The following is a 23,458-nucleotide window of genomic DNA, read 5'->3' on the forward strand; positions in this document are numbered from 1 at the left end:
GAACCTAAAAAGTGCAGAGAAAAGTGCAGAAAAAGCCGCGGGCAAGCGGCGAAGTATACAAGGCTAAATTAGCTATAGTTTCCAAGGTGCACGGGCCGCAACCAGCGCATAAACGGAACGGGCACCGGCCAGCCGACAAGCTCGTGCCAAAGCATCCAGCGTGGCACCCGTGGTTAATACATCATCAAGCAAGAGAATGTCTCGCCCGTCCAGCCGTTCTTGCAGGCTGAACACCCCACGCATGGCTTGCCTGCGTGCCTGCCGCCCCAGAAACTTTTGAGCCTGCTCCTGACGGGGCTGCGCAGCCACTACATGCAAACGAGCTGACAGGCCCAATTGCCGCGCCACCCGTTTTGCCAACACAGCAGCGGGATTAAAACCGCGCTGCTGCAAGGCTTCTGGCCGGGATGGCACCGGAATCACCCAGGTCTGCTCACTCAAGCCTGGTCCCCGTTGACGCCACTGTTGCACCATAAGCTCACTCAGGACCGCCGCCATTTCCAGCCGACGGGAAATTTTAAACGCATGGATCAACATATCGCCAGGATGTTCGTAATCAAATCCGGCCACCGTGGCTTGCAAGGCCAGCTGCCCCGCCCCGCAGTCCGGGCAAGCCAACAAGGCCAAAGGCGGCAACGCCAAGGCACAGCGTGGGCAACGGAAAACTTTTGCCGGTGTGGCCAAGGCCTGTCTGCACAATAAGCACAATGCGCCTGTACGCGAGCGCAGGCCACACAAGATACAGGGGCGGGCCGGCCTATGTAGCCCTACAAGACGATCGGCCGACTCGCGCCGGAACAGGGGATGCGCCATAATAGATCATTACCTTTCAGAGCCAGGCTGATCCGATCACAGCACACGCTACTGATCCACGCCAGCAACGTCCGCGCAACTATGTCCCAGTTACCTTCTTTACCTATCAACTCCGCCCACGTCGAGCAGCAATTTAATCGCCGCGCTCCCTTGGACCACGCTCAGTTTCTTTACGGTGAAGTGGCACAGCGGATGTTGTCCCGACTGGCCTTGGTGCGTTTGCAGCCCACCCATATTCTGGATGCCGGCTGCGGTGCCAGTCATGCATTGGAACCCCTGCGTTCACGCTATCCCCAGATGCATTACACCGGTCTGGACCGCAGCGATAAACTGCTGGAAGTTGCCCGTGAACGCTATCAATCCAAACCCAGCCTGTGGCAAAAACTACGTAACCAGCCAACTCCTGCTGCCAGCTGGGTGCATGCTGATATGGCTGAAAGTGGCCTGCCTGCTGAAAGCCAGGAACTGATCTGGTCGAATATGGCCCTGCACTGGCACCCAGAGCCCCATCGGGTATTGTCCGAATGGAGCCGTCTGCTCAAGCCTGAAACACTGGTCATGTTCTCTTGCCTGGGCCCCGGCTCTTTGGCCGAACTGCGCAGCGCCATGGTCCAAGCCGACTTGGGTACTCAAGCGCTGGATTTCGTGGATATGCACGACTTCGGTGATTTGCTGCTGGAAAACGGTTTTTCTGATCCTGTCATGGACCAAGAGGTCGTCACGCTGACCTATCGCAGCGCTGAAAAACTGCTGGATGATCTGCGCTTACTGGGCGGCAATCCCCACCCACTTCGCAAAGCTGGCTTGAGCACCCTGCACTGGCGTCAGCGTTTGCTCAATGCCCTGGAAAAGCAGCGCCATATGGATGGAACCCTGCATCTGAGCCTGGAAATTGCCTACGGACACGCTTGGCGTGCCCGTAGTCGTCGCAGCACTCAGGGCGAGGTCAGCGTGCCAATTTCTACCATCAGCCGCCGCCCCAAACCCCAAGAGTAAAACTAACGCTTTAGAAGCGATATTCTGCCTGCAGCCAAAAGCGTCGGCCGTCTTCCGCATAGGAATAGGCTCCGTCCGTACCAGAGTCGCGACGGCGATCGGTTAGGTTATAAACGGCTGCGCTCAAGCTCAGGTCTTTTCTGGCACGCCAGCTAGCTCCCAGATCAAGCGTGGCAATCGTCCCCATGCTTTCGCTGACTGCGCCGCCCTGCCCCCAGGAAATATTGGTTTCACGGCCCCGTACGCTCAAAGTCGAAAAGGCTGAAACAGCGTCATTGGGCGTCCAGTCCAGCGTCAGGCTGCCCATATTGCGGGGGGTTGCCACCAGGGCCTGGCCTTCAGACTGCGGGTAACCAAAGCCCAAAATAGTGGCGCTGCCATTACGAACTTTCGAATCTGTGAAGGTATAGCTACCACGCAACTTCCACTGTTCGTTGAATCGGTAAGCCAGCCCTAACTCCAGACCCTGCACGCGCGCTTCTGTGATGTTGAAATAGGTGCTGTACATGCTGTTGGTGTAAGGGTCCGGCGGCACAGGACGACCATCAGGGTAGTAGAGCTGACGCGAGCCCGTATTGGCGATCTTGTTCTTGTAGCGTGTGTGGAACAAGGTGGCGTTGCCACTCAGTGGGCCACCATCATCAAAGTACAGTCCCAGCTCTACGTTGGTGCTGACTTCAGGTTCCAGATCCGGATTCCCCCAGGTATAGGCACCCCCACGCTGCGGCAAGCCAATCTGCGGATTGCTCTGCATAATCGTGGGCGACTTGAAGCCCTTGGCAACCCCGCCTTTCAAAGTCCAATCATCGTTCGCACTCCAGACTCCGTACAGGCGCGGAGTCCAATGACGCCCATAAAATTCGTTATCGTCCATGCGCACGCCAGCGGTCAACGCAAAGCTTGGCGTCAGGCTCCATTCATCTTCTAAAAACAAAGAGTACTCACGCACAGAGGTGTCCACCCCAGCCCCGTTGGGATTGGCATAGTAGCCATCCGCTTTTAGCTCGCTCTTGCGCCACTGGAAGCCCCCCACCAACATGTGATCCGCCAAGGGCAAGGTCACCTTGCCATCAATCACCGTGTTCCGGATATCGGGACGTGCCGTCTGTGTCGGGCCGTCGCGGTAAGCCTGTTCCCGATTCAGGCTTAGCTCTGTATCGAAGCCCTGCCAGCGTCCTGTATGAGCCAGGGTGTAGGTATCGCGCACATACTCGTTTTCATTCGCCTTACCCGTCAGGGCCAGAGACTTGCCGGGCGTAGTCCAGAAATGCTGGGTGGTGCGACCGGCTTCAAACATGAATTCGTGATTGGCATTAGGCGTGGCCCACAAACGCACGGTGCCATTTTGCCGCTTGGCGCGTGCAAAACCATTCAGCACCTGGTCCTCCTGACGCTGCTTGTGATAGCCCCAGAACTGTAAACCCACCCGGCCAGGCACGATGGGGCCCGACAGATACAAATCAGCTGAGCCACTATTGCCTGCCGAACCGCTGTCTTGCAGGGTGTAGCCTCCCGTAACCGAGCCGTGCCACGTATCGGCCACCTTGCGCGTGACGATATTGATTACCCCGCCCAAGGCCTCCGAGCCATACAAGGTAGACATAGGGCCACGCACCACCTCGATGCGCTCGATCGCTTCCAGCGGTGGAATCCAGTTCATGTCCAGGCCTTCAGACACCCCGCCTTTCATAGTGATCTGACGCATATTCTGGCGACGGCCATCTATCAGGATCAATACATGCTCGGACTCCATGCCCCGGATAGAGATTGCCCCTTTATCGCCCCCCAACACACTGACGCCCGGCACAAGCCGCAAGGCATCAGCCAAGGACTCGAAGCGTTTTCCCTCTAACTCCTCCCTCGGAATAACCGTGATGGAAGCTGGTGCGTTCACTACTTCCTGAGCAAACCCTGAGGCGGTCACTGAGATGCTGCTTAACTGCTCAACCTCGTTACGTTCCTGAGCCCAGGCCGACATGCACGCCAAGGACAAGGTAGCCAGAGGCCAACACACTCCCATTTTCATTTTCATCACGGCTTCTTCCATTACTTATAATAAGAACCAAACTCATTTCGATTTACCCTTATCATGAGCCCGGTTCCTGACCGTAGTCTGATGAAAAACATTCTGATTATTGAAGACCATCGGCCTTTACTGAGCCTGCTGGCAAGCCATCTGCAAGGACAGGGCTATTCCATCCGCACCGCTACCACCGGGAGGATTGGCTTGGCCTTGCTGCAAGAGCACAACTTTGATGCCCTGATTCTGGATCTGGGATTACCGGATATGGATGGCATGGAAATTCTGGCGCTGCTGCACAACCCGGATCGAAGCCGTCGCCTGCCCTGCCTGATTCTAAGTGCCCGCGATGCTGTTCATAGCCGCATCCAAGGCCTGCGCAGCGGCGCGGACGACTACCTGCTCAAGCCTTTTGATTTGGTGGAGCTGGAGGCCAGACTGAGCGCTATCTTGCGTCGCGCAGCACCGCAGCGTTATCAGCAGCTACTGATTGCCAATTTGCGTTTTGAACCTGAAGTACGCCAGGCCTGGGTGGATGATCAGGCTCTGATGCTGCCCCGGCGGGAAAGCGTTTTATTACAAGAGCTGATGCAGGCCAGCCCGCGCTTGCTGGTCAAGGACTACTTGCTGGAGCAACTGTATAAAAGCCAGACCGATATCAGCTTGAACGCAATCGAGGCCTTGATTTCCAAACTGCGCCGCAAGCTGCGAGAACAAAACGCACACGTGTGCATAGATACCATCCGTGGTGTTGGATACCGGCTGCGCTCATTGTGAAAAAACGTGCCTTTAGTCTGCGCCGCAGACTGCTGATCAGTTTGTTATTGATGCTGGCGCTGGGGTTTTGTGCGCTGGCGCTGTCCTTGTTCGACACGCGCGATGAGTTGCGTCGCATCAGCCTGTTTCTACAAGCAGAGGAGATTGCCCGGGGTTTTCAAGCCGATGATTCGCTGGACAACTTGCCGCTTCACTATGCTGGCGGAGAAATGTCCTATTCGCTGTACAGCGCCCAAGGCCAGTTGCTTCAGGCCTCCTCCCATCTGCAAAGCCCACGGCGTCTGCGCCCTTCCCAGCCTGAGGATGAGCTATCGCTGTTTAAACAGTCACATCGAAGCGGCTTTGTTGTCTCAGTTTCCGTCACCCTACCCACGGGGGAAATTCTGATGGTCGCCAAGCGTGACCAACGGGAACGGGAATTAATTGGTGCTTTGCTGGAAACACGCATGTGGCGCTCTTTGCTGCTGTGGCTGCCTGTATGTGCAGTGGGTATGCTGCTGATTGCCTGGCTCATTCATTGGACCTTGCGACCGGTCAGGCAGGCGGCAAGCCTGGCCAGCACATTAGGTCCCTCCCAGCCGGAGCTACGCCTTCCCGTTACCGATCTGCCTAAAGAAATCCGCCCTTTGGCACTGTCCGTTAACCACAGTCTGGACCGACTGATGCAGGCCTATTATCATGAGCAGCAATTGGTCGCAGATGCCGCTCACCAACTACGCACGCCGCTCGCTGTCATGTCTTTGCGCCTGCAAACCAGGGCGCAACCCACAGACCAAGACTGGCACCTGCTGCGCGAGGACATCGCCCATTTACAGCGGCTGGTTACCCAATGGCTAAGCCTGGCTCGCAAGCAAGAACAGTCCACTGAGCTTGTTGATCAGACCGCACTGGCCCCTTTATGCCGCCGCGTCATGGGAGAGGTCTGGCCGCTTTTTGAAGAGGCAGGCCGAGACATTCAATTCCAGCAAGATTGCACACAAGATATCGTTCAAGCTTGCGAGGCCGACTTGGCCGAAGCCCTTATCAATGCCTTGGATAATGCCCTGACCCATGGTTCTGGCAAGGTGACACTGCACCTGCATAGACCGCAAGCCGACCATTGCGCCATCGACATCAACGACGAGGGCCCCGCCCTGTCACAAGAGCTGGCAAAACGCGCTTTCGATCGCTTTCACAAGCAAGACAGTGGCAGCAAGGGCGCCGGTCTGGGGCTTACCATAGTGCGTCAAATCTTGCTGCGCCACGGCGGTCAGGCCCAGTTTTTATCCGGTCCCTACTGCCGCTTGCGCTTGCTTTTACCCCTGTCGATTCAGGCCCAGCCCTGCTCTGACAAAACAACGGTTTAGGGGTACACTTCTCAGGTTGGCCTCTCCGGCCAGCTACGTTCTCAGGGCGGGGTGCAAGTCCCCACCGGCGGTAATGGCACAAGCCTAGCCCGCGAGCGCCTGACCTTCTGGTCAGGGACAGCAGATCCGGTGTGATTCCGGGGCCGACGGTCATAGTCCGGATAAAGAGAGAACGGGATACCCTCAATGACCTGTACGGGTGTGATTCCCCTATGGGCTTGATCTATCCTGCTTCCTGCATGCCCTGTTTGTTGTCTTAAAACAGGAAACCGACATGAACAGCATCACCCCAGCCAATCTTTTGGCTCCCCGCATCGCTTTTATTCAAGCTTGTTGGCACAAAGACATTGTGGATCAAGCCCGTCAGGGTTTTATCGACGAGGTCCAGGCTTTGGGTCATGACACCAGCCTGGTCGACTTTTTTGAAGTAGGCGGCGCATTTGAAATCCCCCTGCACGCACAGCGTCTGGCTCAGTCAGGGCAATACGCTGCGGTTGTGGCTGCCGGCTTGGTTGTTGATGGCGGTATTTACCGCCACGACTTCGTGGCCACCGCCGTGATCCAAGGTTTGATGCAAGTACAACTGAGCACTAACGTGCCTGTGTTTTCGGTCGTACTGACTCCGCATCATTTCCACGATGGCAAAGAGCACCACGATTACTTCCACCGACACTTTGTGCTCAAGGGGCAGGAAGCAGCACGTACCTGCATGGATACCGTCACTAAGCTGCAGGCACTGCCTGTGGCATCGGTAGCAGCTCTGTAAAATGCCAAGCGGCCGAAAACGGCCGCTTGGTTTTGCGCATCCTTGAAGCTGTGTTCAACCGCAGCTTCAAGGGGCAGACGGGCCGTGATAGGCCACGCATTTAGTAACTACTGTATCAGGACTGGTTACGCTTGCGCGAAGAGTCAATCCCCAACTGCTTCAGTTTGCGATACAAGTGGGTGCGCTCCAAACCGGTGCGCTCCGAGACTCGCGTCATGCTGTGATTTTCGCGGCGCAGATGGTATTCAAAATAAATGCGCTCGAACTCATCACGGGCTTCGCGCAAAGGCAGATCCAAAGAGATACTGCCCAACAAAGACTCATCGCGTTCAACTTCAGGCACAGCCATGGCGGGTGCCATGCCGGGCATCGCTGCCACCGCTTCCGGACGACGCTCACCACCAGTAGCCGCTGGGCGGGCTGCCGCTGCTAGCGTCTTGGGCGCGACGGTGCGCTCCAGACCCGAGGCCACGGTTTTCAGCAAGCGCTGCATGGTAATGGGCTTTTCCAGGAAATCGACCGCGCCAATTCGAGTAGCCTCTACCGCGGTGTCTACCGTGGCATGGCCGCTCATCATGACTACAGGCATATCCAGCAAGCCTTGTGATGCCCACTCTTTGAGCAGGCTGACACCATCGGTGTCCGGCATCCAGATATCCAGCAAGACCAGATCGGGGCGGCCCCGCAGGCGTGCCTCGCGAGCCTGCGCGGCATTTTCTGCCAATTGCACGGTGTGCCCTTCGTCGTAAAGAATTTCCGACAAAAGTTCCCGAATGCCGATTTCGTCATCAACTACCAGAATTCTGGCCATAAAACGTCACCTACGTGATTTTTACGCATTATCGTTTGCTCGCCGCCCAGAGTCCAGACGAATATGCTGGCCAGCAAGCCGGGTAAAGAGGATGGAAATGCGAGCCCCCCCCTCACGACGATTGGAAACATCGATTCTGCCGCCGTGCTCCTCGATGATTTTCTTAACTATAGCAAGTCCCAGACCCGTGCCGGTGGGCTTGGTGGTTACGTAAGGTTCAAAAACACGCACCAACATCTGGGGATCGAAACCTGGCCCGTTATCTGACACCACGAAACTGACCGTGCCAGAAGAATCGGAACCTTCAACCCCTGCAATCATGGTTTTAACAAATACGTGGGCCTGGTCAAGTGATTGATCCTGAGCAGCGGCTTCGCGAGCATTAGCCAGCAGATTATGGATCACTTGGCGTAACTGTGTGGGGTCCCCCAGCACCTCAGGCAGCTGCGGGTCCAGCTCCACATCAATCGCTACACTGTAGCCGTCATCTCGCACCATACCCTCTTCAGGGTCCCAACCATATAAAGTCAGCACTTCGGTAATCAGCTCGTTCAGATTCAAGCTTTGCATCTGAGTGGCCGGCTTGCGAGCGTATTCACGAAAATCTTCCACCATCTTTTTCAGTGAACTCACCTGATTGACGATGGTATTGGTATAGCGCAGCAACATGGCGGCATGCACATCGTCCAGCTGCGACTCCAGCTTCATCGCCAGGCGCTCCGCAGATAACTGGATGGGCGTCAGCGGGTTCTTGATCTCATGTGCCAGACGTCGAGCCACTTCGCTCCAGGCCACCAGACGGCTGGCGGAAATAACGTCAGTAATATCGTCAAACACCACCAAATAACCGGTAGGCTGACCATCCACGCGCAGCAAAGTACCACGGGCAAGAACGGTGACGATAGTATCACGCGCTTCGTTCCCTTCTTTCATTTCCAGCTCAAATTGCTGCTGCCAATATGGATGATCTGACCCCATGGCCTGATGCGTGGAGAACGCTTCGCGTATGACAGAGGCAAAGGTCATCGCCCCTTCCAGGGTTTCCAGCGGACGGCCCTTAATGGAACGCAAATCCACCTGCAAAATACGCTGCGCCCCTTGGTTGAACATGGTCACGCGGAACATCTCGTCAAAGGCGAGCACACCGCTGGACAGATTACTGAGCACAGACTCCAGATAGACGTTGGAGCGCTCCAGTTGCAAACGGTTTTTCTCCACCATGCGTCGGGCTTCATCCAGCTGCCGAGTCATGGCGTTAAAAGAACGGGTTAACTGGCCTACCTCATCTTTGGCGGGCGGTTCCGGCAAGGGCCGATAATCCCCCACGCCCACCGCTTGCGTACCCGCTGCCAAGGTCAGCAAAGGACGAGTCAGACGACGCGACAAGGCCAATGCGGCCGCCACTGCCGTGAATACGGCCAGTATCAAAGCCAGTGTCAGCGTAATACCGTAGAGCTTGCGCAGCCCCTGCCGAGACAGCGCTAATTCTTGATAGTCCCTGAAGCCTTGCTGAACCTGATTGGCATTGCGAGCAATTTTTTCCGGCACAGGCTGGATAACCTGCAACCAGCGCGTGTCTGCCGCCCCCGTCAAAGTAGCGGAAAAACGATTCGGATCAGCCAGAGGCAATACCGTGCGCAAACGCAGGCCCGTGGACTCGGCGGGCAAGCCCCCTTCGTCCAGATCAGTGCCGCGGGCAGGAGCATCATCATCGACTTCCGCCGCCGCATAACGGCCTGCAATACGCAGCTGATTCATCACGCTGGAAGGCGGCATATCGGGCAGCAAGGTGTCGTAACGGCTAGAAGAAAAAGCGATCAGGCGACCATTGCCAGAGAACACCATGGCCTCGGTCACACCGCTGTTTTCACGCAGGGAAATCAACAAATTGCTGTACTGCGAGTTATCCGCTTTATTAAGTGCCGACACCATCTCATTGGCACGACCCTCTAATTCATTCAGTTGCGAATCCAGCGCCGCCCGACCCAGGCTCAAGCCTGACTCCAGCGCTGAATCCACTCGCACGTTGAACCAGGACTCAATGGAGCGCGACATAAATTGCACCGACAGCAGATAAATCAGTGCGCCGGGAATAATGCCGATCAAGGTGAAATAAAAGGCAAAGCGTGCCGTCATGCGAGCGCCAAACTGGCGGCGACGTATTTGCCTGAACAGGCGAATCGTCAGCAGCAGCACCCAGGAAATCAATGTGGCCGCCAGCACTCCGTTAAGCACCAGCAGCAAGTCATATTGCTGCGCGTAGCGCGAGGCGTTACCCGTAGACCAGACCAGCAAAGAAAACAGCGCCAACGCGCTGACACCCGCTCCAAACAGAGCGGTACGCAAGACCCAGCGAATCAAGGTTGGGGCTCGTCGACGGAGACGGAAAAGGAAAATGTTTTCCATGGAGTAGCCAGTGTCCAGGCAGAACTATTGATGGCGTCCACCTGAAATGGACGGGCCAGCAAAGAGGTATCCAGGCGTAGACGCACACGACCTTGGTATTCCTGGTCGTGATCCAGATCGGCCACGTACGCCACGGCCCAGCCGCGGATATGCCGCAGCATGGCCAATGCATCATTCATGGAAGATTCGGGCAAAGAGAGATCCCCGGTACCCACGCGCCACTGACGGGTCAGCGCGTTATACACGACTCGCCACGTTTGTTGTTCTTTAACAACGTTTTTATCGAACCACCACCAACGGGGCTGTGCCAATTCCACTTCAACCGTGAAATACAGCGGCACTCCTTTTTCAGCGGCGGTACGCAGCTCGGGACTAAGTTCGAACTCGATATCGGCATCGATATAAAGTTTTTCGTCCCGAATACGAGGCTCGACCTTGACGACCCGCTCTCCTGACGTAGCGACCGGCACAATCGTATTGGCCGAGCTTAGCGCGCAGTTGGCAATCAGCAGAAAAGACAGAAAAACGCGCCACATCGTGATTAACCGCAAAAAGGACAAAGTCAGAGCCCTAATTGTGACAAGTCAAACCGGGCGCGTAAATAAGGCATAGAAAAAACCGTCGCCATCTGCCAGTGATCGTCCGGCAACACCGGGCAAAATCTGGCCAGGAGAGTCCAAGAGACGGGCTTCAGGGTGACGCGCCAGGAATGCTTCGACCTGTTGCTGCCCTTCGGCCGGAAAAATCGAGCAAGTGGAATACAAAAAGTGACCACCAACCTTCAAGGTGGACCACAAGGCATCCAGTATAGAGCTTTGCAGACGGGCGGTATCGGCAATGTCCGATTCACGGCGCAGCCAACGAATATCAGGGTGACGGCGCACAATACCCGATGCCGTACACGGCACATCCGCCAAAATGGCATCAAAAGGCTGGCCATCCCACCACTGTGCGGTTCGCGCCGCGTCACCACGCTTAAGTTCGACCTTGTCGCTTTCCAGACCCAGACGACGCAAGTTATGACCCACGCGCTCCAGACGCTCACCATCGGTATCCAGAGCCAGCAAGGACAAATCCGCTTGTTCCAGCAGATGAGCTGTTTTGCCGCCCGGTGCCGCGCAAGCATCCAGAACTCGCATCCCATCTTGCACCGGCAAGAGCAGGCCTGCTTGCTGGGCTGACCAGTCCTGAACCGACCACCATCCCAAATCAAAACCGGGTATAGCCTGCACAGGCATGGCTTTATCCAGGGTAACGGCTCCTGCGCCTGGGCTGCTGGACGCAATGCCAGCTTCCGTCAGGACAGCCTGCAAACGTTCTACCGAGCAGCGGCGCTGGTTAACGCGCAAGGTCAAAGGACCCGGGCGATTAGCCGCTTGCAACAACGTTTCCCACTCACGAGGGTAAGCGCGACGCAACTCTTTGACCCACCAACCGGGGTGGTTCCAGCGAGCTTCCGGACGGCTTTCCACTTGGGACAAAATCATCTTGCGCTCGCGCGTGAAGCGACGCAGCACACCGTTGACCAAGCCCTTGGACAGACGTAAAGCGGCTTGGCTATCTGCCGCCCGTACAGCCTGATCCACCACCGTATGCACGGCATATACCGGCACATCAGGACGATCATCAAAGGTTTCAGCGTCCTCTTGAACGCGCATAGCCGTATCCAGCAAAGCCAGCGACACCAGCAATAAGGCATCCAGCCAGGTATTGCTGGGCTGACGTGGCACCAGCGTGATACGGATCTGACGAGCATGGCCTAAACGGCGCAAAACATGGAAGCTGACAGACTGAACTGCCGCACGGGCAGGAGCTGGCGTGGCGGCCAGACTCTCTGTCAAGGATTTGCCTGCCAGCACGCCTTCAATATTGCGCGCGCTCAGCAGCATGACTTCAGACAGGGGCAAGGATGGGGAAAGATGTGTGTCGGACACAGGACAACCGCTAGAAAAGAAAAATATGACTGCGACTGTAGCACTATTTGTCACACAAGCCGGGTCTGGACGTGCAAGATACACACGCATCCGCGCATGGGGCGGTAAAATCAAGCCTATTTCCCAATTTCGAGCCCTCAAGCTCCAGAAGGACCCTCTATGAGCGCCCCCAAAGTCGGATTCGTGAGCCTGGGTTGTCCCAAGGCCCTGGTCGATTCCGAACGAATTCTTACCCAGCTGCGTACTGACGGCTATCAGATCACCCCCAGCTACGACAATGCTGATGTGGTGGTGGTCAATACCTGTGGTTTTATCGACAGCGCCAAGGCCGAATCGCTGGAAGCGATTGGCGAGGCCCTGGCTGAAAACGGCCGCGTCATTGTCACCGGCTGTATGGGTGTGGACGAAGGCCTGATCCGTGAGGTTCACCCCTCTGTCCTGTCGGTCAGCGGCCCCCAGCAATATGAACAAGTACTGCGCGCCGTGCGTGAAGCCGCACCACCTTCGCTGGATCACAACCCCTATATAGATCTGGTGCCACCACAAGGCATCAAGCTGACCCCGCGCCACTACGCATACCTGAAGATATCTGAAGGCTGCAACCACAGCTGCAGCTTCTGTATTATCCCGTCCATGCGCGGCAAGCTGGTAAGCCGCCCGGTAGGCGACGTGCTGGGCGAGGCCGAGCGCCTGGTCAAAGCAGGTGTTAAAGAGCTGCTGGTGATCTCTCAGGACACCAGTGCCTATGGCGTGGATATCCGTCAGCGCACCGGTTTTTGGAATGGCCGCCCCGTCAAGAGCAGCATGCTGGATTTGAGCGCTGCCTTGTCGGAACTAGGTGCCTGGGTGCGTCTGCATTACGTCTACCCTTATCCCCACGTCGACAACATCATTCCTTTGATGGCCGAAGGCAAAGTGCTGCCTTATCTGGATATTCCTTTCCAGCACGCCAGCCCCTCAGTGCTGCGCGCCATGAAACGCCCGGCTTTTGAAGATCGCACCCTGTCGCGCATCAAACAATGGCGCCAGGACTGCCCGGACCTGACCATCCGCTCTACCTTTATTGTGGGTTTCCCCGGCGAGACCGAAGAAGACTTCCAATACCTGCTGGACTGGATGACCGAAGCTCAGCTGGATCGCGTTGGCTGTTTCCAGTATTCCCCCGTCGAAGGCGCCTCTGCCAACAAACTCGATGGCATCGTCCCCGACGAAGTCAAACAAGAGCGTTGGGAGCGGTTCATGGAGCATCAACAAGCCATCTCCACTGCTCGCCTAGCTGCCAAAGTTGGCCGAGAAATGGATGTGCTGATTGATGAAATCGACGAAGACGGCGATGCTGTTGGCCGCTCCAGCGCTGACGCCCCCGAAATCGACGGCAATGTCTTCATTACCAGCGAACAGAAACTGGAACCCGGCCAGATGGTGCGCGTGCGCATTACGGATTCCAGTGAGTATGACTTGTTCGGCGAAACAAGCTAAGCTCGAACGTCCCCTAGTTCATTTGACAGCCGCCCGGCCCTCAAGCCGGGCGGCTTGTTTATTACATGATCAGAACACGACTAATCGATCTGGCTGTTGTTATTGCGCTGGGATATTTCCAGCATCACATTCTGCAAAACCATCTGGATTTCCTATTTCTGGATGAAACAGGGAAGTACCGCTGGTTGGCTTTGGGCTTATCCATGGCCCCACTTTTCGCATGCTATTTCCTGCTACGGGTGCTATTACCCTGTTCTGTGGCTGGAGCACTGACGGCTGGAGCCACCCTGTTACTGACTGAAGTCAGCAACACCAAGCAAGCGCTTACTACAGAGCCACTAAGCTGGACGGACATAACACGCACTGACAACCTATCCGTCATACCTCACTACATCGACCAATCCCACATAATCTATGCGTTGCTTATCATCCTCGGGATTGCGCTGTTAATTCGCCTGGATAAAACCGCACGCTTAAAAAAAATGGGCCTTACCCTGGCCATCGTTTTTTCCCTGCTATCTCTTCACCCTTATTTAAACAGCGTTGACACAAAAATAAGTCACACAGCTCAATTTGAGCTAACGCGCCAAGATGTCAGTTATATCGTCTGGGACTGGCCTCAAAATGTTCGAAAAAATGGCCTGCTCACACACTTGATCCAGACAAGTCAACGCCGTATCCCCTCAAAGCCGTCACTAGCACAACAAGAGCAATTTCGTATTTTGAAGGCCTCCTCGCTTGAGTCATCGGCCCGGCCCTCCAACATCATCGTTATCCTCTGTGAAGCGTGTTGGCATGACGATAAGCACTTTAAAACCGCCTTTGATCCTTTAGAAAAGATGGGGTTTCAAGCCTTCCGAGCTATCTCCCCAGTCTATGGCGGTGGAACAGTCAACGCTGCGTTCGAACTACTCACGGGGCTGCCAGCCAATGGCGCGCTCAACGGTGTCATCTACCAGGAATACGTGGATCTGCTATCTCCCCAAGCTTGGAGTTGGCCTCGTAGCCTTGAGCACGCAGGCTATACCAGCGTTTCATTACACAATCACAACGCCACTTTTTGGAATCGACACATCATTAATCCAAAGCTTGGATTTCGACGCTTTATTTCTCTGGAAGACATGAACTACGACGGCCCGATCTGGGCCAGCGATCAAGTGCTTTTTGAAGCGGCCGCCCAAGAGCAAAGCAACAGTGACAGACCCAGCTTTCAGTTCCTTACCACCGTATACACCCATGGCGCCTACTATCCCCAAGATGGGGACAATGGTGAGCGGTATTACTTGGATAACTTGACTCAAAGTCTGAATGAAGCAGCTGACTTCTCGGCTCGACTCCTGGCCGAGAATCCAGACTCTCTAATTTTGCTGGTGGGTGATCACAAACCCGCTTTAACACGCTTCTTCCACCAGGAGAATATCTTCCCTGATGCATTCTTTATGCACATGGGGGAAAAAAACGATGACTATATGTTCGCCCCATCAACGCCGAAAGAAATACTGGGTGACGTACCGGGCTATATTTATTATCGCGACCAGAGCTTGGCTGCCCGCCTAGAGAATCAGCCTTTTTTCTGTCTTACCCAGATTATTAATGAGGCTATCACTGGGGTTATATTGCCTGCTTTCCAATACGCTCAGCATCATGATCTTTGTTCTTCCAAGCCAAAGCTCACTTATACACAGCGCAGTGATTCCTACCCAGGCTGGCTGTATTCAGCATCCCTCTTTGACTTCTGACTTCTGTACACCCTTATGCCCATTTACCAATTAGACGACCACAGCCCCACAATCCACGACAGCAGCTTCGTTGCCGCAGAGGCCACCCTGATTGGCAAGGTCGTACTGAAAGAAAAAAGTAGCGTCTGGCCCGGCGCCGTTATCCGTGGAGACAACGAAACCATTACGGTAGGCGTAGGTTCAAACGTGCAAGAAGGCGCTGTCCTTCACACAGACCCCGGCTACCCCCTGGACATCGGTAACCACGTCACCATTGGCCATCAAGCCATGCTGCACGGCTGTACCATCGGCGAAGGCTCCCTGATCGGCATTCAGGCTGTGGTTCTGAATGGCGCTGTCATTGGCCGCGACTGCCTGGTTGGTGCGGGTGCGCTGGTCACTGAAGGCAAAGTATTCCCCGAACGCAGCCTGATCATCGGTTCGCCTGCCAAAGCCGTGCGCACCCTGAGCGACGAAGACATCGCCAAGCTGCGTCAGAACGCATCGGTCTATGCCGAGCGTGGCGGCCACTACAAAACCGCTTTGAAGCGTGTGGATTAACCACTCTTTTCAACCTGCTTTTAACTGGAAAGACCTATGGCCCAAACCATTCTTGTAACTGGCGGTACCGGCTTTATCGGCTCTCATACCTGTGTGGAGCTGATCGAGCACGGTTATCAGGTGTTGATCCTGGATAATTTGAGCAATAGCCAGAAAGGCGTCTTGAGCGCCATCAAGGCAATTACGGGCACACAGCCCGATTTTATCGAAGGCGATATCCGTGATCGTGCCCTGCTTGACCGTATTTTCCAGCAGCGCAGCATTTCAGCCGTTATCCATTTTGCAGGTTTAAAAGCAGTTGGCGAATCAGTAGCCCAGCCGCTTAAGTATTACGACAACAACATCACCGGCACACTAACACTCTTGCAAGCCATGCAAGAAGCTAATGTACGTAGTTTGGTGTTTTCGTCCTCCGCAACCGTCTATGGCGACCCTCAGCAACTGCCCATTCCAGAGACGCATCCCCTGTCGGCAACCAACACCTATGGCCATACCAAACTCGTGCTGGAACAGGCCATGGGCAATCTTCATCACAGTGAATCTGGTTGGCGCATCGCCCTGTTGCGCTACTTCAACCCTGTGGGCGCCCATGAGTCCGGACTGATTGGTGAGGCCCCCCAAGGCATCCCCAATAATCTGATGCCTTATATCGCCCAGGTCGCAACCGGGCAGCGCGAACAAGTACAAGTTTTCGGCCACGATTACGACACGCCCGACGGCACTGGCGTGCGCGACTACATTCATGTGACCGATTTGGCCAAAGGCCACGTTGCGGCTCTGGAGTATCTGGAGTCCAAAGACAGCGAGCTGCTCACCGTCAATCTGGGTACCGGCCAAGGCTACTCCGTGCTGGACATGATTGCCGCTTTCGCCCAGAGCTGCGGCCGCCCTATTCCCTATGCACTGTCGCCACGCCGCCCGGGCGACATCGCCGCCTGCTGGGCTGATACTCAAAAAGCCCGGGAGACCTTAGGCTGGCAAGCCGAAAAAGGCATCCAGGAAATGTGTGACGATGCCTGGCGCTGGCAGTCCAGCCTGGCCTGATCAAGACCATTGTGCCATCGCCGTTGGCGATGGCACGTTGACAGATGATTGATTTGCAAGGGAGAAAACGCGCCCTAGAATAAAGGCGTCAATCTAAAAATCACCTTCCCGAGACAGATCGCTATGAAAACTTACCGCATCGGCCAGATCGTTCCCAGCTCCAACACCACCATGGAAACCGAGATTCCTGCCATGTTGCAGGCTCGCTATGCCGAGTTTCCTGAAGAGCGCTTCACCTTCCACTCCTCGCGCATGCGCATGATGCAGGTGAACCCTGAAGAGTTGAAGGCCATGGACATCGCCAGCGACCGCTGTGCCGTTGAACTGAGCGACGCCCGCATGAGCGTGATGGCCTACGCTTGCCTGGTTGCCATCATGGCCCAAGGCGACGGCTACCACCGTGCTTCGCAAGCTCGCTTGCAAAACACCGTTAAAGAAAACGGCGTGGAAATCCCTGTGTTGAGCTCGGCCGGTGCCCTGGTCGATACGCTGAAAGAATTCGGCTACAAGAAAGTTTCCATCATTACCCCTTACATGAAGCCGCTGACCAAGCGCGTGGCTGACTACATCGAAGCCGAAGGCATCGAAGTGCAAGACTCCATCAGCCTGGAAGTATCGGACAACCTGGAAGTGGGCTTGCTGAACCCTGAAAACCTGCTGGAGCACGTCAAGCGCTTGAACCACGACGGCGTGGACGCTGTGATTCTGTCCGCTTGCGTACAGATGCCCTCCCTGCCTGCTATCCAGCGCGCCCAAGACCAGATCGGCAAACCCGTTCTATCCGCTGCTGTGTGTACCGTGTACCAAATGCTCAAGACCCTGGGTCTGGAGACCCGCGTTCCTAACGCTGGTCACATCCTGTCGGGTGCCAAGCCACAAGCCTAATCAAAACAGGCTTGCAGTACATAGCCCTGCTGACCTTGCGTCAGCAGGGCTTTTTCATGCTCTAACGCTGGCAAGTCATACATCATCATCCGCAGCTCTGAATCGACCAATAAACTTCGCTCCATCAACTTGAGTTCTTGGCGATAAAAAAAGACGATATGATGCGTGCATGACTTTGGATCTCCTGACCCTCAAGCTGTTTGTCCGCATATTGGAAGAAGGCACGATCAGCCAAGCCGCTGAGCGTGAGCATATTGCTGCCGCCGCGGTAAGCCGGCGGATTGCTGATCTGGAGCAGTCCCTGAACACCACGTTGCTGCTGCGCACCAATAAAGGGGTCAGCCCTACCGCCGCAGGTCTGGAGTTGCTGTATCGATCCCGCGCGCTCTTGAACAGCGCGCAAGAAATCGAAACGCGACTACAAGCGTATTCGCAAGGCCAACAAGGTCTGGTGCATATTCTGGCCAATACGTCAGCCATTTCGCAGTTTCTGGCAGAGCCCTTAGGGCAGTTTGGTCAACTTCACCCTGCCATCCCCCTGCAGCTGGAAGAACAAACCAGCCTGGACATCATTCGGGCTTTAGCAGAGGGCAAGGCTGATCTGGGTGTCTTTACCCGCTTGCCCTATGCCGCCGACATCGAGGCCTATCCCTTTCGCAGCGACAAGCTCGTCGTCTTGGTGCCGAGCAATCATCCATTGGCTATACACGAACGCGTGCGTTTTGAGCAGACGCTGGAGCACGAACAAATTACCTTGCTGACCGGAACGCAGCTGCATTACCAGATCACCAAGACCGCCATGGAAGCCAACCGTTCCGTGCGTATCCGTACCGAAGTTTCGGGCTATGACGCCATGTGCCTATTGATTAACGCAGGTATGGGTATTGGGATCTTGCCGCGCAAAAGCGCCAGCATCTATCAAATCCCGAATACACGCGTCATTGAGCTGGATGAGGAATGGAGCCAACGCGAAATCCTGATCGGCGTACGTCGCCGTAGCGACTTGCAGCCCAGCGCCGAAACCTTGCTGAGCTTTCTGCTGGAAAGTGGCGCGTAAAGTACTGCACACAGGCCCTTGCTGGGACCATGGCATTATCCAATAAACACAGCCAAGCCTCTGTCAGAAGCTTGGCATTCAAACGCGGCTCAATAAGCCGCGCCCGGCTGGACTACAGGCACCTGGACCTCATCCTTGAACTGGCTAAGCAAAGTGCTTGCCGCCTGCCGCAATAACACTGCATCTACGCCCACGGCCACGAATAAAGCCCCCAAGGACAAGTAGTGGTGCGCCGCTTCTACATTGGCCTGCAAAATCCCAGGGGCTTTACCCGCCTTGCGAATTCGCACAATCGCGTCCTCTATTGCTGACAAGACCTCTGGGTGGCCGGGCTGCGTCAGATACCCCATGCTAGCGGCCAAGTCCGCCGGGCCAATAAACACCCCATCCACGCCTTCCACCGCCAGAATCTCGTCCAGATTTGCCATGGCTTCTTGTGTTTCCACCTGACAGATCACGCACATTTCCTGATTGGCGCGCTCTACGTAATCGGTGGTAGCGCCCCAACGAGCAGCTCGTGCCAAGGCTGCGCCTACACCTCGGATGCCATGCGGCGGGTAACGTACCGCAGCTACTGCCGCCCTGGCCTGCTCCGCATTCTGCACCATAGGAATCAGAAGGTTCTGCGCTCCCATGTCCAGCAGCATCTTGATCTGTACCGGATCATTCCAGCTGGGGCGCACAATCGGCGTAATCGGGTGAGCGGCCACAGCCTGCAACTGGGCCAATAAAGTCTGCACCGTATTAGGGACATGTTCGCCATCCAGCAAGATCCAGTCATAGCCCAGACCAGCACATAAGTCCGCTACATAAGGGCTGGCCAAGCCATGCCACAAACCGATCTGGGTTTTGCCCTGCTTCAAGGCTTGCTTGAACTGATTTACCGGGTGCTTCATGTCTTCTCCTTTCTTATCCTTAGGCGTCAAACCAGCAGTGTAAGGCGAACCTCTTTCACAAACGCATTAAACAACGCCCTCAGGACTTGAGCATTAACTGCCCTACTCTTTTGCGCCGATGAAAAGTCAGTACGGCGCTCAAAGAAAGGCCGGATACCAACAAGGCTGCAATCGGCAGCAAAGTCAGTGACTGCTGGGGGAATACATACGCTAATAGAGGGAAAGCATAGACAGCGGGCATACGCATATTGAACAGTCGCAGCAACACCCACATCAGAAGCATATCAATCACCACTACCGCCACCCAATTAGGAATCAACAGGAAAAGCCCCACTCCTATTGCCGCCGATAGGGTCAGCACAGCGGTTTGCTTGAACACCATTCGCCACGAATACATCTTCATGTGCAAGGACTCGTACACCACCACCGCAATGGGGGGCAATACGGCCAAATGTATGTGCCCTATCGCAGCAGCGATGCCGATGCTGGCCAAGACAATCGCCCCATAGACGAGCAAGATCTGGGGTTGGACAACGGTCGTGCAATCCGCTTTACTGCGTAATTTTCCAAACACCACCGCCAGCATCAGCAAGAAGGTCGTCACCAAGATTGCCGCGACAAAGGAAAGCTCTGTCGCATTGGTCACCACAGGTAAAAAGCCAGTAGCCAGTGCGGGCGCAAGACTGTAGCGGAACAGAGCAAAAAACAGCAGCATCCCTACAAGCACCAGTGCCAGCTTTAGCGCAAACGGTATGACAAGCAGATTGATACCGAAACCCAGCAAGGCGGTGACGGTGGGCCATAGAAAGATTTTCTCTGGATGACGCATCCAGCTTTGCTCACGGTAGGCGAACAAAGCTACGGCCATCGCCGCAATTTCTGGCAAGACGATTTCACGATCGTCCCAAAAGCTCGCTGCCGCTACCATCGCCACAATGAATACGAACGCAGAAAAGTACGAGATGCTTTCCTGACGTGGCGTGAGTTTGGCTGATTGCATGATTAAACCCTTACAGAACAACGTCCTGCAACACTGTCGTCAGGAAGTTGTTATATCGAAAGCTGTAGTCTCAAGCTTCCCCTCATAGGAAGGTCAAGCCATGCGCTTTTCATGTGCGGATTAAGCACACTCTGGTCAGTACACAGGCCATGCAAGCAATGGAACCGGGGGCTGCCTAAAAAGGGCCCAGGCCCGGAAAGCAAAGGCCACGGCAAAAATGAAATAAGCCCTCTTGCTGATGCTAGAGGGCTTATTAGCGGTGAGTAATTAGAAAGTCTACAAGGCCTGGCCGACCTCTTTAACCAACTCTCCAAAGCGCGGGGCCGTGCGGTCGCGAGGACGTGGCAAATCAATTTCAATACGAGCACTGACACCCGCTGGACTACCGCCTAGCACAATAACGGTATCAGCCAAAAACACGGCCTCGTCGATATCGTGAGTCACAAACAGCACCGCAGCCGAACTGCGCTGCCACACTTGCACCAGCTCATCCTGCAAAGCCTGGCGAGTCAACGCATCCACCGCAGAAAAGGGCTCATCCATCAACAGTAAATCAGGTTGCACTGCCAGCGCGCGAGCTATCCCCACTCGCTGCACCTGCCCACCGGACAATTGATGTGGCCAACGATCTTTCAAATGTGCCAGACCCACCTGACTTAAAGCCGCATCCACGCGCTGCTCACGCTCTTGACGCGACAGACCCAAACCTTCCAGGCCATAAGCCACGTTGGAGGCGATACGACGCCAAGGCAATAAGCGGCTGTCCTGAAACACGAAGGCATTCGCACGACGGCCCGGGCTGTCTTGCAAGTTGGAGCGCAGATGCCCAAAACTAGGCTGACTCAGACCAGCAGCAGCTCGCAACAAAGTGCTTTTGCCAACACCCGAACCACCCACAATCGCCACAAAATGCCCTGCCTGAACTTCCAGATTCACATCTCGGATTACTGGCGCCGGTGCACCGGGGTATTGAAATCCAAACCCCTGAAACTGAATCAAGGCTGCCACTGGAGTATCCATTTATTGAAGGTCAGAAAAAGCATGTCGCAAAAGGTATAGACCACAGAGATGATCAGCATATACACCACCACTGCGTCATAAGCGCCCACCCCCGCTGCTGCATTCATTTCCTGCCCCATGCCAGGAACACCTAGCAACTCGGCGGCAATCAAGGTCATCCAAGCCTGACCGATACCCGCGCGCACACCGCTGAGCAAGCCGGGGCTAATCGCTGGCAACACCACGGTCCAGGCTCGCGAAAAATAAGAGGTATGCCCAAAAGCGGAGGCCAACTCGTAATAACGGGGGTCAACTGAACGTACTGCGCTATACGTGGCAAAGTAATTCAGCCAAAAGACGCCAATCGCAATCACAAAAGCGGCGCCGGTATGGCTGACTTTGAACCAGGCAATCGCAAAGACCACCCATGCCAAAGGCGGGATGGGACGCAGCAAACGCACCAAATACGCTTGCAGCAAATCAAAGCGATGCAAAGTCGCCGCTGCCAAACCAAAGACAATACCCAAGATGGTGCCAATGCCCAGGCCCCAAAAGTAATGCACCAAACTGGATTGAGCAGCCGGCCAGAGACGGCCAGATTCAATTTCCAGCAACAAGGCCGAAGGCAGGCTTAAAGGATCAGGCAAGGTTCCGCGAGGCGCCCAGCCATACGCGTAGGCCAAACGCCACACCAGAATAAACAGGGCCAGCCCCGCCAGCCCGTAAACAACCCGCTCCAGGCCACGACGCCATAAGGCATCCACCAAGGCGCCAGCAGGAGCTGACGCCGGTGCATTGGGCAGGCTTGCTTGCTTTGCAACGCTCATTACGGGGCAGCCTTCTCATAAAAACGGACATCAAACAGGCTTTGGACATCATCCAGCTTGGTCGCCAGTGTGCCTAAAGAAACCTGGAAGTCCTGCAACTGAGCAGTACCGTCAATAATTTTGCGTGGGTCTGGCTGGAACTGATCATGAGAGCGCTCGATAGCGGCTTGCACGATATCCTTGGGCAAACGGCCACCGCCCACATACTTCTGCACGTAAGGCGTTGCCTTGGCCGGTTCGTCACGCAACATGGCCGTCGCACGCAAATGGGCATTAACCAAGTGTTGAACCAGTTCAGGTTTGGATTCGATCAAGGATTCGCGAACCAGCAGCACAGAGCCAGGCTCATTAGGGAAAAGCTCGCCACCATGAGCCACCACCTTGGCATCAGGCTGACGCTGCAAAATCTGGCTGACGGTAGGCTCCAGGATAGCGGCGGCATCCACAGCATGATTGCTCAAGGCCTGCTGAATCTGGGCTTCACCCTGATAGATCACCTCAACCACATCAGGATCAACTTTGAGCATATTGCGCAGCCAGTACTGCAAAGCCGCCTCCGGTACAGCTCCCTTGGGGTAGCTGGCAACCTTGGGCTTATGGCCTTTTTCCTGAGTGAATTTAGCAACCGCAGCCGCAAAATCGGGCTTGTCCGCATCCAGATAAGCAGCCAAATCACCAATCGCCAAGACGCTGACCTGCTCAACAATATTGGAGGCCACCACCTTTACATCTGCCTCTTTGGCTTTCGCAACCAAGGCAGGGCCAATGCCCACGTAAGCCACATCCAACTGACCGGCGATCAAAGCCTGGGTCAGAGCGGGCCCACTTTGAAACTGGACCAACTTGGGCTCTGGCTGCCCTTCAGGCAATAAGTCACCCGACCCTAAGCTGACGAACAATTGAGCGGCAGGCATGATGGGCAAATAGCCGATCTCCAAAGCCTGCTCGGCAGCCTGTGCGGAGAAGGTAAGGGAGAGAGCCAAAACAGTGGGGGCTAAATAACGGGAAAACATAACGATCTCGGGAAACAGGCTAAAACTGAAGCTTAAACCTGTTGGAGAGACGCATCTTTATTTGCTTATAACTAAAAAGAATGAAAAATGAATTCTTTACACCACTGCTA

Annotated in this window: 22 protein-coding genes and 1 riboswitch; of the genes, 10 read left to right on the forward strand and 12 right to left on the reverse strand. The window is 55.3% G+C overall.

Annotated features, from left to right (window positions below; all coding sequences use genetic code 11):
• Positions 1-72: 72 nt before the first annotated feature.
• Positions 73-813 (reverse strand): ComF family protein, encoded by a 741-nt coding sequence (locus AC1RSM_RS15030; protein ID WP_492933352.1) that lies wholly within the window; start codon positions 811-813, stop codon positions 73-75.
• Positions 814-894: 81 nt separating this feature from the next.
• Between AC1RSM_RS15030 and AC1RSM_RS15035 the strand changes: the two genes are divergently transcribed.
• A complete protein-coding gene (locus tag AC1RSM_RS15035; protein ID WP_492933353.1) occupies positions 895-1,809 on the forward strand; it encodes a methyltransferase domain-containing protein in 915 nt (304 codons plus the stop codon).
• A gap of 10 nt (positions 1,810-1,819) precedes the next feature.
• Here the strand turns inward: AC1RSM_RS15035 and AC1RSM_RS15040 are convergent, their stop codons facing one another.
• Positions 1,820-3,841 carry a TonB-dependent receptor domain-containing protein gene (locus AC1RSM_RS15040; protein ID WP_492933700.1) on the reverse strand — a complete coding sequence of 674 codons (2,022 nt, stop codon included), beginning with the start codon at positions 3,839-3,841 and terminating at the stop codon, positions 1,820-1,822.
• A gap of 57 nt (positions 3,842-3,898) precedes the next feature.
• Between AC1RSM_RS15040 and AC1RSM_RS15045 the strand changes: the two genes are divergently transcribed.
• The 3 genes from AC1RSM_RS15045 to AC1RSM_RS15055 all read left to right on the forward strand — a co-directional run bounded on the left by AC1RSM_RS15045 (position 3,899) and on the right by AC1RSM_RS15055 (position 6,718).
• Positions 3,899-4,606: a response regulator transcription factor gene (locus AC1RSM_RS15045; protein WP_492933354.1), complete on the forward strand. Its 708-nt coding sequence runs from the start codon at positions 3,899-3,901 to the stop codon at positions 4,604-4,606.
• Positions 4,603-5,952 carry a sensor histidine kinase gene (locus AC1RSM_RS15050; RefSeq protein ID WP_492933355.1) on the forward strand — a complete coding sequence of 450 codons (1,350 nt, stop codon included), beginning with the start codon at positions 4,603-4,605 and terminating at the stop codon, positions 5,950-5,952. Before AC1RSM_RS15045 ends, AC1RSM_RS15050 begins: the two co-directional genes overlap by 4 nt.
• Positions 5,953-5,985: 33 nt before the next feature.
• Positions 5,986-6,130, forward strand: a riboswitch (FMN riboswitch).
• A gap of 96 nt (positions 6,131-6,226) precedes the next feature.
• Entirely contained in the window at positions 6,227-6,718 is a 492-nt protein-coding gene (locus tag AC1RSM_RS15055; protein ID WP_492933356.1) for a 6,7-dimethyl-8-ribityllumazine synthase, read from the forward strand.
• Between the two features lie 115 nt (positions 6,719-6,833).
• On the opposite strand, the gene AC1RSM_RS15060 is transcribed toward AC1RSM_RS15055, so the two are convergent.
• From AC1RSM_RS15060 to rsmB, 4 genes are read right to left on the reverse strand one after another with little or no spacing between them, the layout of a single operon-like run.
• Positions 6,834-7,529: a response regulator gene (locus tag AC1RSM_RS15060; protein ID WP_492933357.1), complete on the reverse strand. Its 696-nt coding sequence runs from the start codon at positions 7,527-7,529 to the stop codon at positions 6,834-6,836.
• A 21-nt stretch (positions 7,530-7,550) separates the two neighbouring features.
• A complete protein-coding gene (locus AC1RSM_RS15065) occupies positions 7,551-9,887 on the reverse strand; it encodes a sensor histidine kinase (protein ID WP_492933701.1) in 2,337 nt (778 codons plus the stop codon).
• Complete coding sequence (locus AC1RSM_RS15070; protein WP_492933358.1) at positions 9,887-10,471, reverse strand: DUF4390 domain-containing protein; 585 nt, start codon at positions 10,469-10,471, stop codon at positions 9,887-9,889. Before AC1RSM_RS15070 ends, AC1RSM_RS15065 begins: the two co-directional genes overlap by 1 nt.
• A 48-nt stretch (positions 10,472-10,519) precedes the next feature.
• Positions 10,520-11,824, reverse strand: coding sequence for a 16S rRNA (cytosine(967)-C(5))-methyltransferase RsmB (gene rsmB / locus AC1RSM_RS15075; protein WP_492933702.1), 1,305 nt, complete (start codon positions 11,822-11,824; stop codon positions 10,520-10,522).
• Positions 11,825-12,028: 204 nt separating this feature from the next.
• Between rsmB and rimO the strand changes: the two genes are divergently transcribed.
• From rimO to AC1RSM_RS15100, 5 genes are all read left to right on the forward strand, one after another.
• Positions 12,029-13,348: a 30S ribosomal protein S12 methylthiotransferase RimO gene (gene rimO / locus AC1RSM_RS15080; protein ID WP_492933359.1), complete on the forward strand. Its 1,320-nt coding sequence runs from the start codon at positions 12,029-12,031 to the stop codon at positions 13,346-13,348.
• Positions 13,349-13,413: 65 nt separating this feature from the next.
• Entirely contained in the window at positions 13,414-15,087 is a 1,674-nt protein-coding gene (locus tag AC1RSM_RS15085) for a sulfatase-like hydrolase/transferase (protein ID WP_492933360.1), read from the forward strand.
• 15 nt (positions 15,088-15,102) lie between these two features.
• Positions 15,103-15,627 (forward strand): gamma carbonic anhydrase family protein, encoded by a 525-nt coding sequence (locus AC1RSM_RS15090; RefSeq protein WP_492933361.1) that lies wholly within the window; start codon positions 15,103-15,105, stop codon positions 15,625-15,627.
• 36 nt (positions 15,628-15,663) lie between these two features.
• Entirely contained in the window at positions 15,664-16,671 is a 1,008-nt protein-coding gene (galE, locus tag AC1RSM_RS15095) for a UDP-glucose 4-epimerase GalE (RefSeq protein ID WP_492933362.1), read from the forward strand.
• A 123-nt stretch (positions 16,672-16,794) separates the two neighbouring features.
• The gene (locus AC1RSM_RS15100; protein ID WP_492933363.1) at positions 16,795-17,556 is read left to right on the forward strand and encodes a maleate cis-trans isomerase family protein; all 762 of its coding nucleotides are present in this window, start codon (positions 16,795-16,797) and stop codon (positions 17,554-17,556) included.
• Here the strand turns inward: AC1RSM_RS15100 and AC1RSM_RS15105 are convergent.
• Complete coding sequence (locus AC1RSM_RS15105; RefSeq protein WP_492933364.1) at positions 17,553-17,681, reverse strand: hypothetical protein; 129 nt, start codon at positions 17,679-17,681, stop codon at positions 17,553-17,555. The two genes, AC1RSM_RS15100 and AC1RSM_RS15105, sit on opposite strands and share 4 nt — an antisense overlap.
• A gap of 44 nt (positions 17,682-17,725) precedes the next feature.
• Between AC1RSM_RS15105 and AC1RSM_RS15110 the strand changes: the two genes are divergently transcribed.
• On the forward strand, positions 17,726-18,613 hold the full coding sequence (locus AC1RSM_RS15110) for a LysR family transcriptional regulator (protein WP_492933365.1): 888 nt from the start codon (positions 17,726-17,728) through the stop codon (positions 18,611-18,613).
• Between the two features lie 89 nt (positions 18,614-18,702).
• Here the strand turns inward: AC1RSM_RS15110 and hpaI are convergent, their stop codons facing one another.
• The 5 genes from hpaI to AC1RSM_RS15135 form a co-directional block, all read right to left on the reverse strand.
• Positions 18,703-19,509 (reverse strand): 4-hydroxy-2-oxoheptanedioate aldolase, encoded by an 807-nt coding sequence (gene hpaI / locus AC1RSM_RS15115; protein ID WP_492933366.1) that lies wholly within the window; start codon positions 19,507-19,509, stop codon positions 18,703-18,705.
• Between the two features lie 79 nt (positions 19,510-19,588).
• The gene (locus AC1RSM_RS15120; protein ID WP_492933367.1) at positions 19,589-20,509 is read right to left on the reverse strand and encodes a hypothetical protein; all 921 of its coding nucleotides are present in this window, start codon (positions 20,507-20,509) and stop codon (positions 19,589-19,591) included.
• Between the two features lie 276 nt (positions 20,510-20,785).
• Positions 20,786-21,529: an ABC transporter ATP-binding protein gene (locus tag AC1RSM_RS15125; protein WP_492933368.1), complete on the reverse strand. Its 744-nt coding sequence runs from the start codon at positions 21,527-21,529 to the stop codon at positions 20,786-20,788.
• Entirely contained in the window at positions 21,505-22,335 is an 831-nt protein-coding gene (locus AC1RSM_RS15130; RefSeq protein WP_492933369.1) for an ABC transporter permease, read from the reverse strand. The genes AC1RSM_RS15125 and AC1RSM_RS15130 overlap by 25 nt, the downstream gene beginning before the upstream one ends.
• The gene (locus AC1RSM_RS15135) at positions 22,335-23,348 is read right to left on the reverse strand and encodes an ABC transporter substrate-binding protein (RefSeq protein ID WP_492933370.1); all 1,014 of its coding nucleotides are present in this window, start codon (positions 23,346-23,348) and stop codon (positions 22,335-22,337) included. The genes AC1RSM_RS15130 and AC1RSM_RS15135 overlap by 1 nt, the downstream gene beginning before the upstream one ends.
• Positions 23,349-23,458: the final 110 nt, after the last annotated feature.

This window comes from Alcaligenes sp. GW821-FHT11D07 (assembly GCF_058808495.1).

What these genes read in the sequence shown, in the direction of transcription:
- AC1RSM_RS15045 (WP_492933354.1), top strand. Translation starts at nt 3,899, where the DNA reads ATGAGCCCGGTTCCTGACCGTAGTCTGATGAAAAACATTCTGATTATT.
- hpaI (WP_492933366.1), bottom strand. Translation starts at nt 19,509, where the DNA reads ATGAAGCACCCGGTAAATCAGTTCAAGCAAGCCTTGAAGCAGGGCAAA.
- AC1RSM_RS15040 (WP_492933700.1), bottom strand. Translation starts at nt 3,841, where the DNA reads ATGAAAATGAAAATGGGAGTGTGTTGGCCTCTGGCTACCTTGTCCTTG.
- AC1RSM_RS15035 (WP_492933353.1), top strand. Translation starts at nt 895, where the DNA reads ATGTCCCAGTTACCTTCTTTACCTATCAACTCCGCCCACGTCGAGCAG.
- galE (WP_492933362.1), top strand. Translation starts at nt 15,664, where the DNA reads ATGGCCCAAACCATTCTTGTAACTGGCGGTACCGGCTTTATCGGCTCT.
- AC1RSM_RS15060 (WP_492933357.1), bottom strand. Translation starts at nt 7,529, where the DNA reads ATGGCCAGAATTCTGGTAGTTGATGACGAAATCGGCATTCGGGAACTT.
- rimO (WP_492933359.1), top strand. Translation starts at nt 12,029, where the DNA reads ATGAGCGCCCCCAAAGTCGGATTCGTGAGCCTGGGTTGTCCCAAGGCC.
- AC1RSM_RS15090 (WP_492933361.1), top strand. Translation starts at nt 15,103, where the DNA reads ATGCCCATTTACCAATTAGACGACCACAGCCCCACAATCCACGACAGC.
- AC1RSM_RS15085 (WP_492933360.1), top strand. Translation starts at nt 13,414, where the DNA reads ATGATCAGAACACGACTAATCGATCTGGCTGTTGTTATTGCGCTGGGA.
- AC1RSM_RS15125 (WP_492933368.1), bottom strand. Translation starts at nt 21,529, where the DNA reads ATGGATACTCCAGTGGCAGCCTTGATTCAGTTTCAGGGGTTTGGATTT.
- AC1RSM_RS15105 (WP_492933364.1), bottom strand. Translation starts at nt 17,681, where the DNA reads ATGGAGCGAAGTTTATTGGTCGATTCAGAGCTGCGGATGATGATGTAT.
- AC1RSM_RS15055 (WP_492933356.1), top strand. Translation starts at nt 6,227, where the DNA reads ATGAACAGCATCACCCCAGCCAATCTTTTGGCTCCCCGCATCGCTTTT.
- AC1RSM_RS15135 (WP_492933370.1), bottom strand. Translation starts at nt 23,348, where the DNA reads ATGTTTTCCCGTTATTTAGCCCCCACTGTTTTGGCTCTCTCCCTTACC.
- AC1RSM_RS15100 (WP_492933363.1), top strand. Translation starts at nt 16,795, where the DNA reads ATGAAAACTTACCGCATCGGCCAGATCGTTCCCAGCTCCAACACCACC.
- rsmB (WP_492933702.1), bottom strand. Translation starts at nt 11,824, where the DNA reads ATGCTGCTGAGCGCGCGCAATATTGAAGGCGTGCTGGCAGGCAAATCC.
- AC1RSM_RS15070 (WP_492933358.1), bottom strand. Translation starts at nt 10,471, where the DNA reads ATGTGGCGCGTTTTTCTGTCTTTTCTGCTGATTGCCAACTGCGCGCTA.
- AC1RSM_RS15030 (WP_492933352.1), bottom strand. Translation starts at nt 813, where the DNA reads ATGGCGCATCCCCTGTTCCGGCGCGAGTCGGCCGATCGTCTTGTAGGG.
- AC1RSM_RS15120 (WP_492933367.1), bottom strand. Translation starts at nt 20,509, where the DNA reads ATGCAATCAGCCAAACTCACGCCACGTCAGGAAAGCATCTCGTACTTT.
- AC1RSM_RS15130 (WP_492933369.1), bottom strand. Translation starts at nt 22,335, where the DNA reads ATGAGCGTTGCAAAGCAAGCAAGCCTGCCCAATGCACCGGCGTCAGCT.
- AC1RSM_RS15110 (WP_492933365.1), top strand. Translation starts at nt 17,726, where the DNA reads ATGACTTTGGATCTCCTGACCCTCAAGCTGTTTGTCCGCATATTGGAA.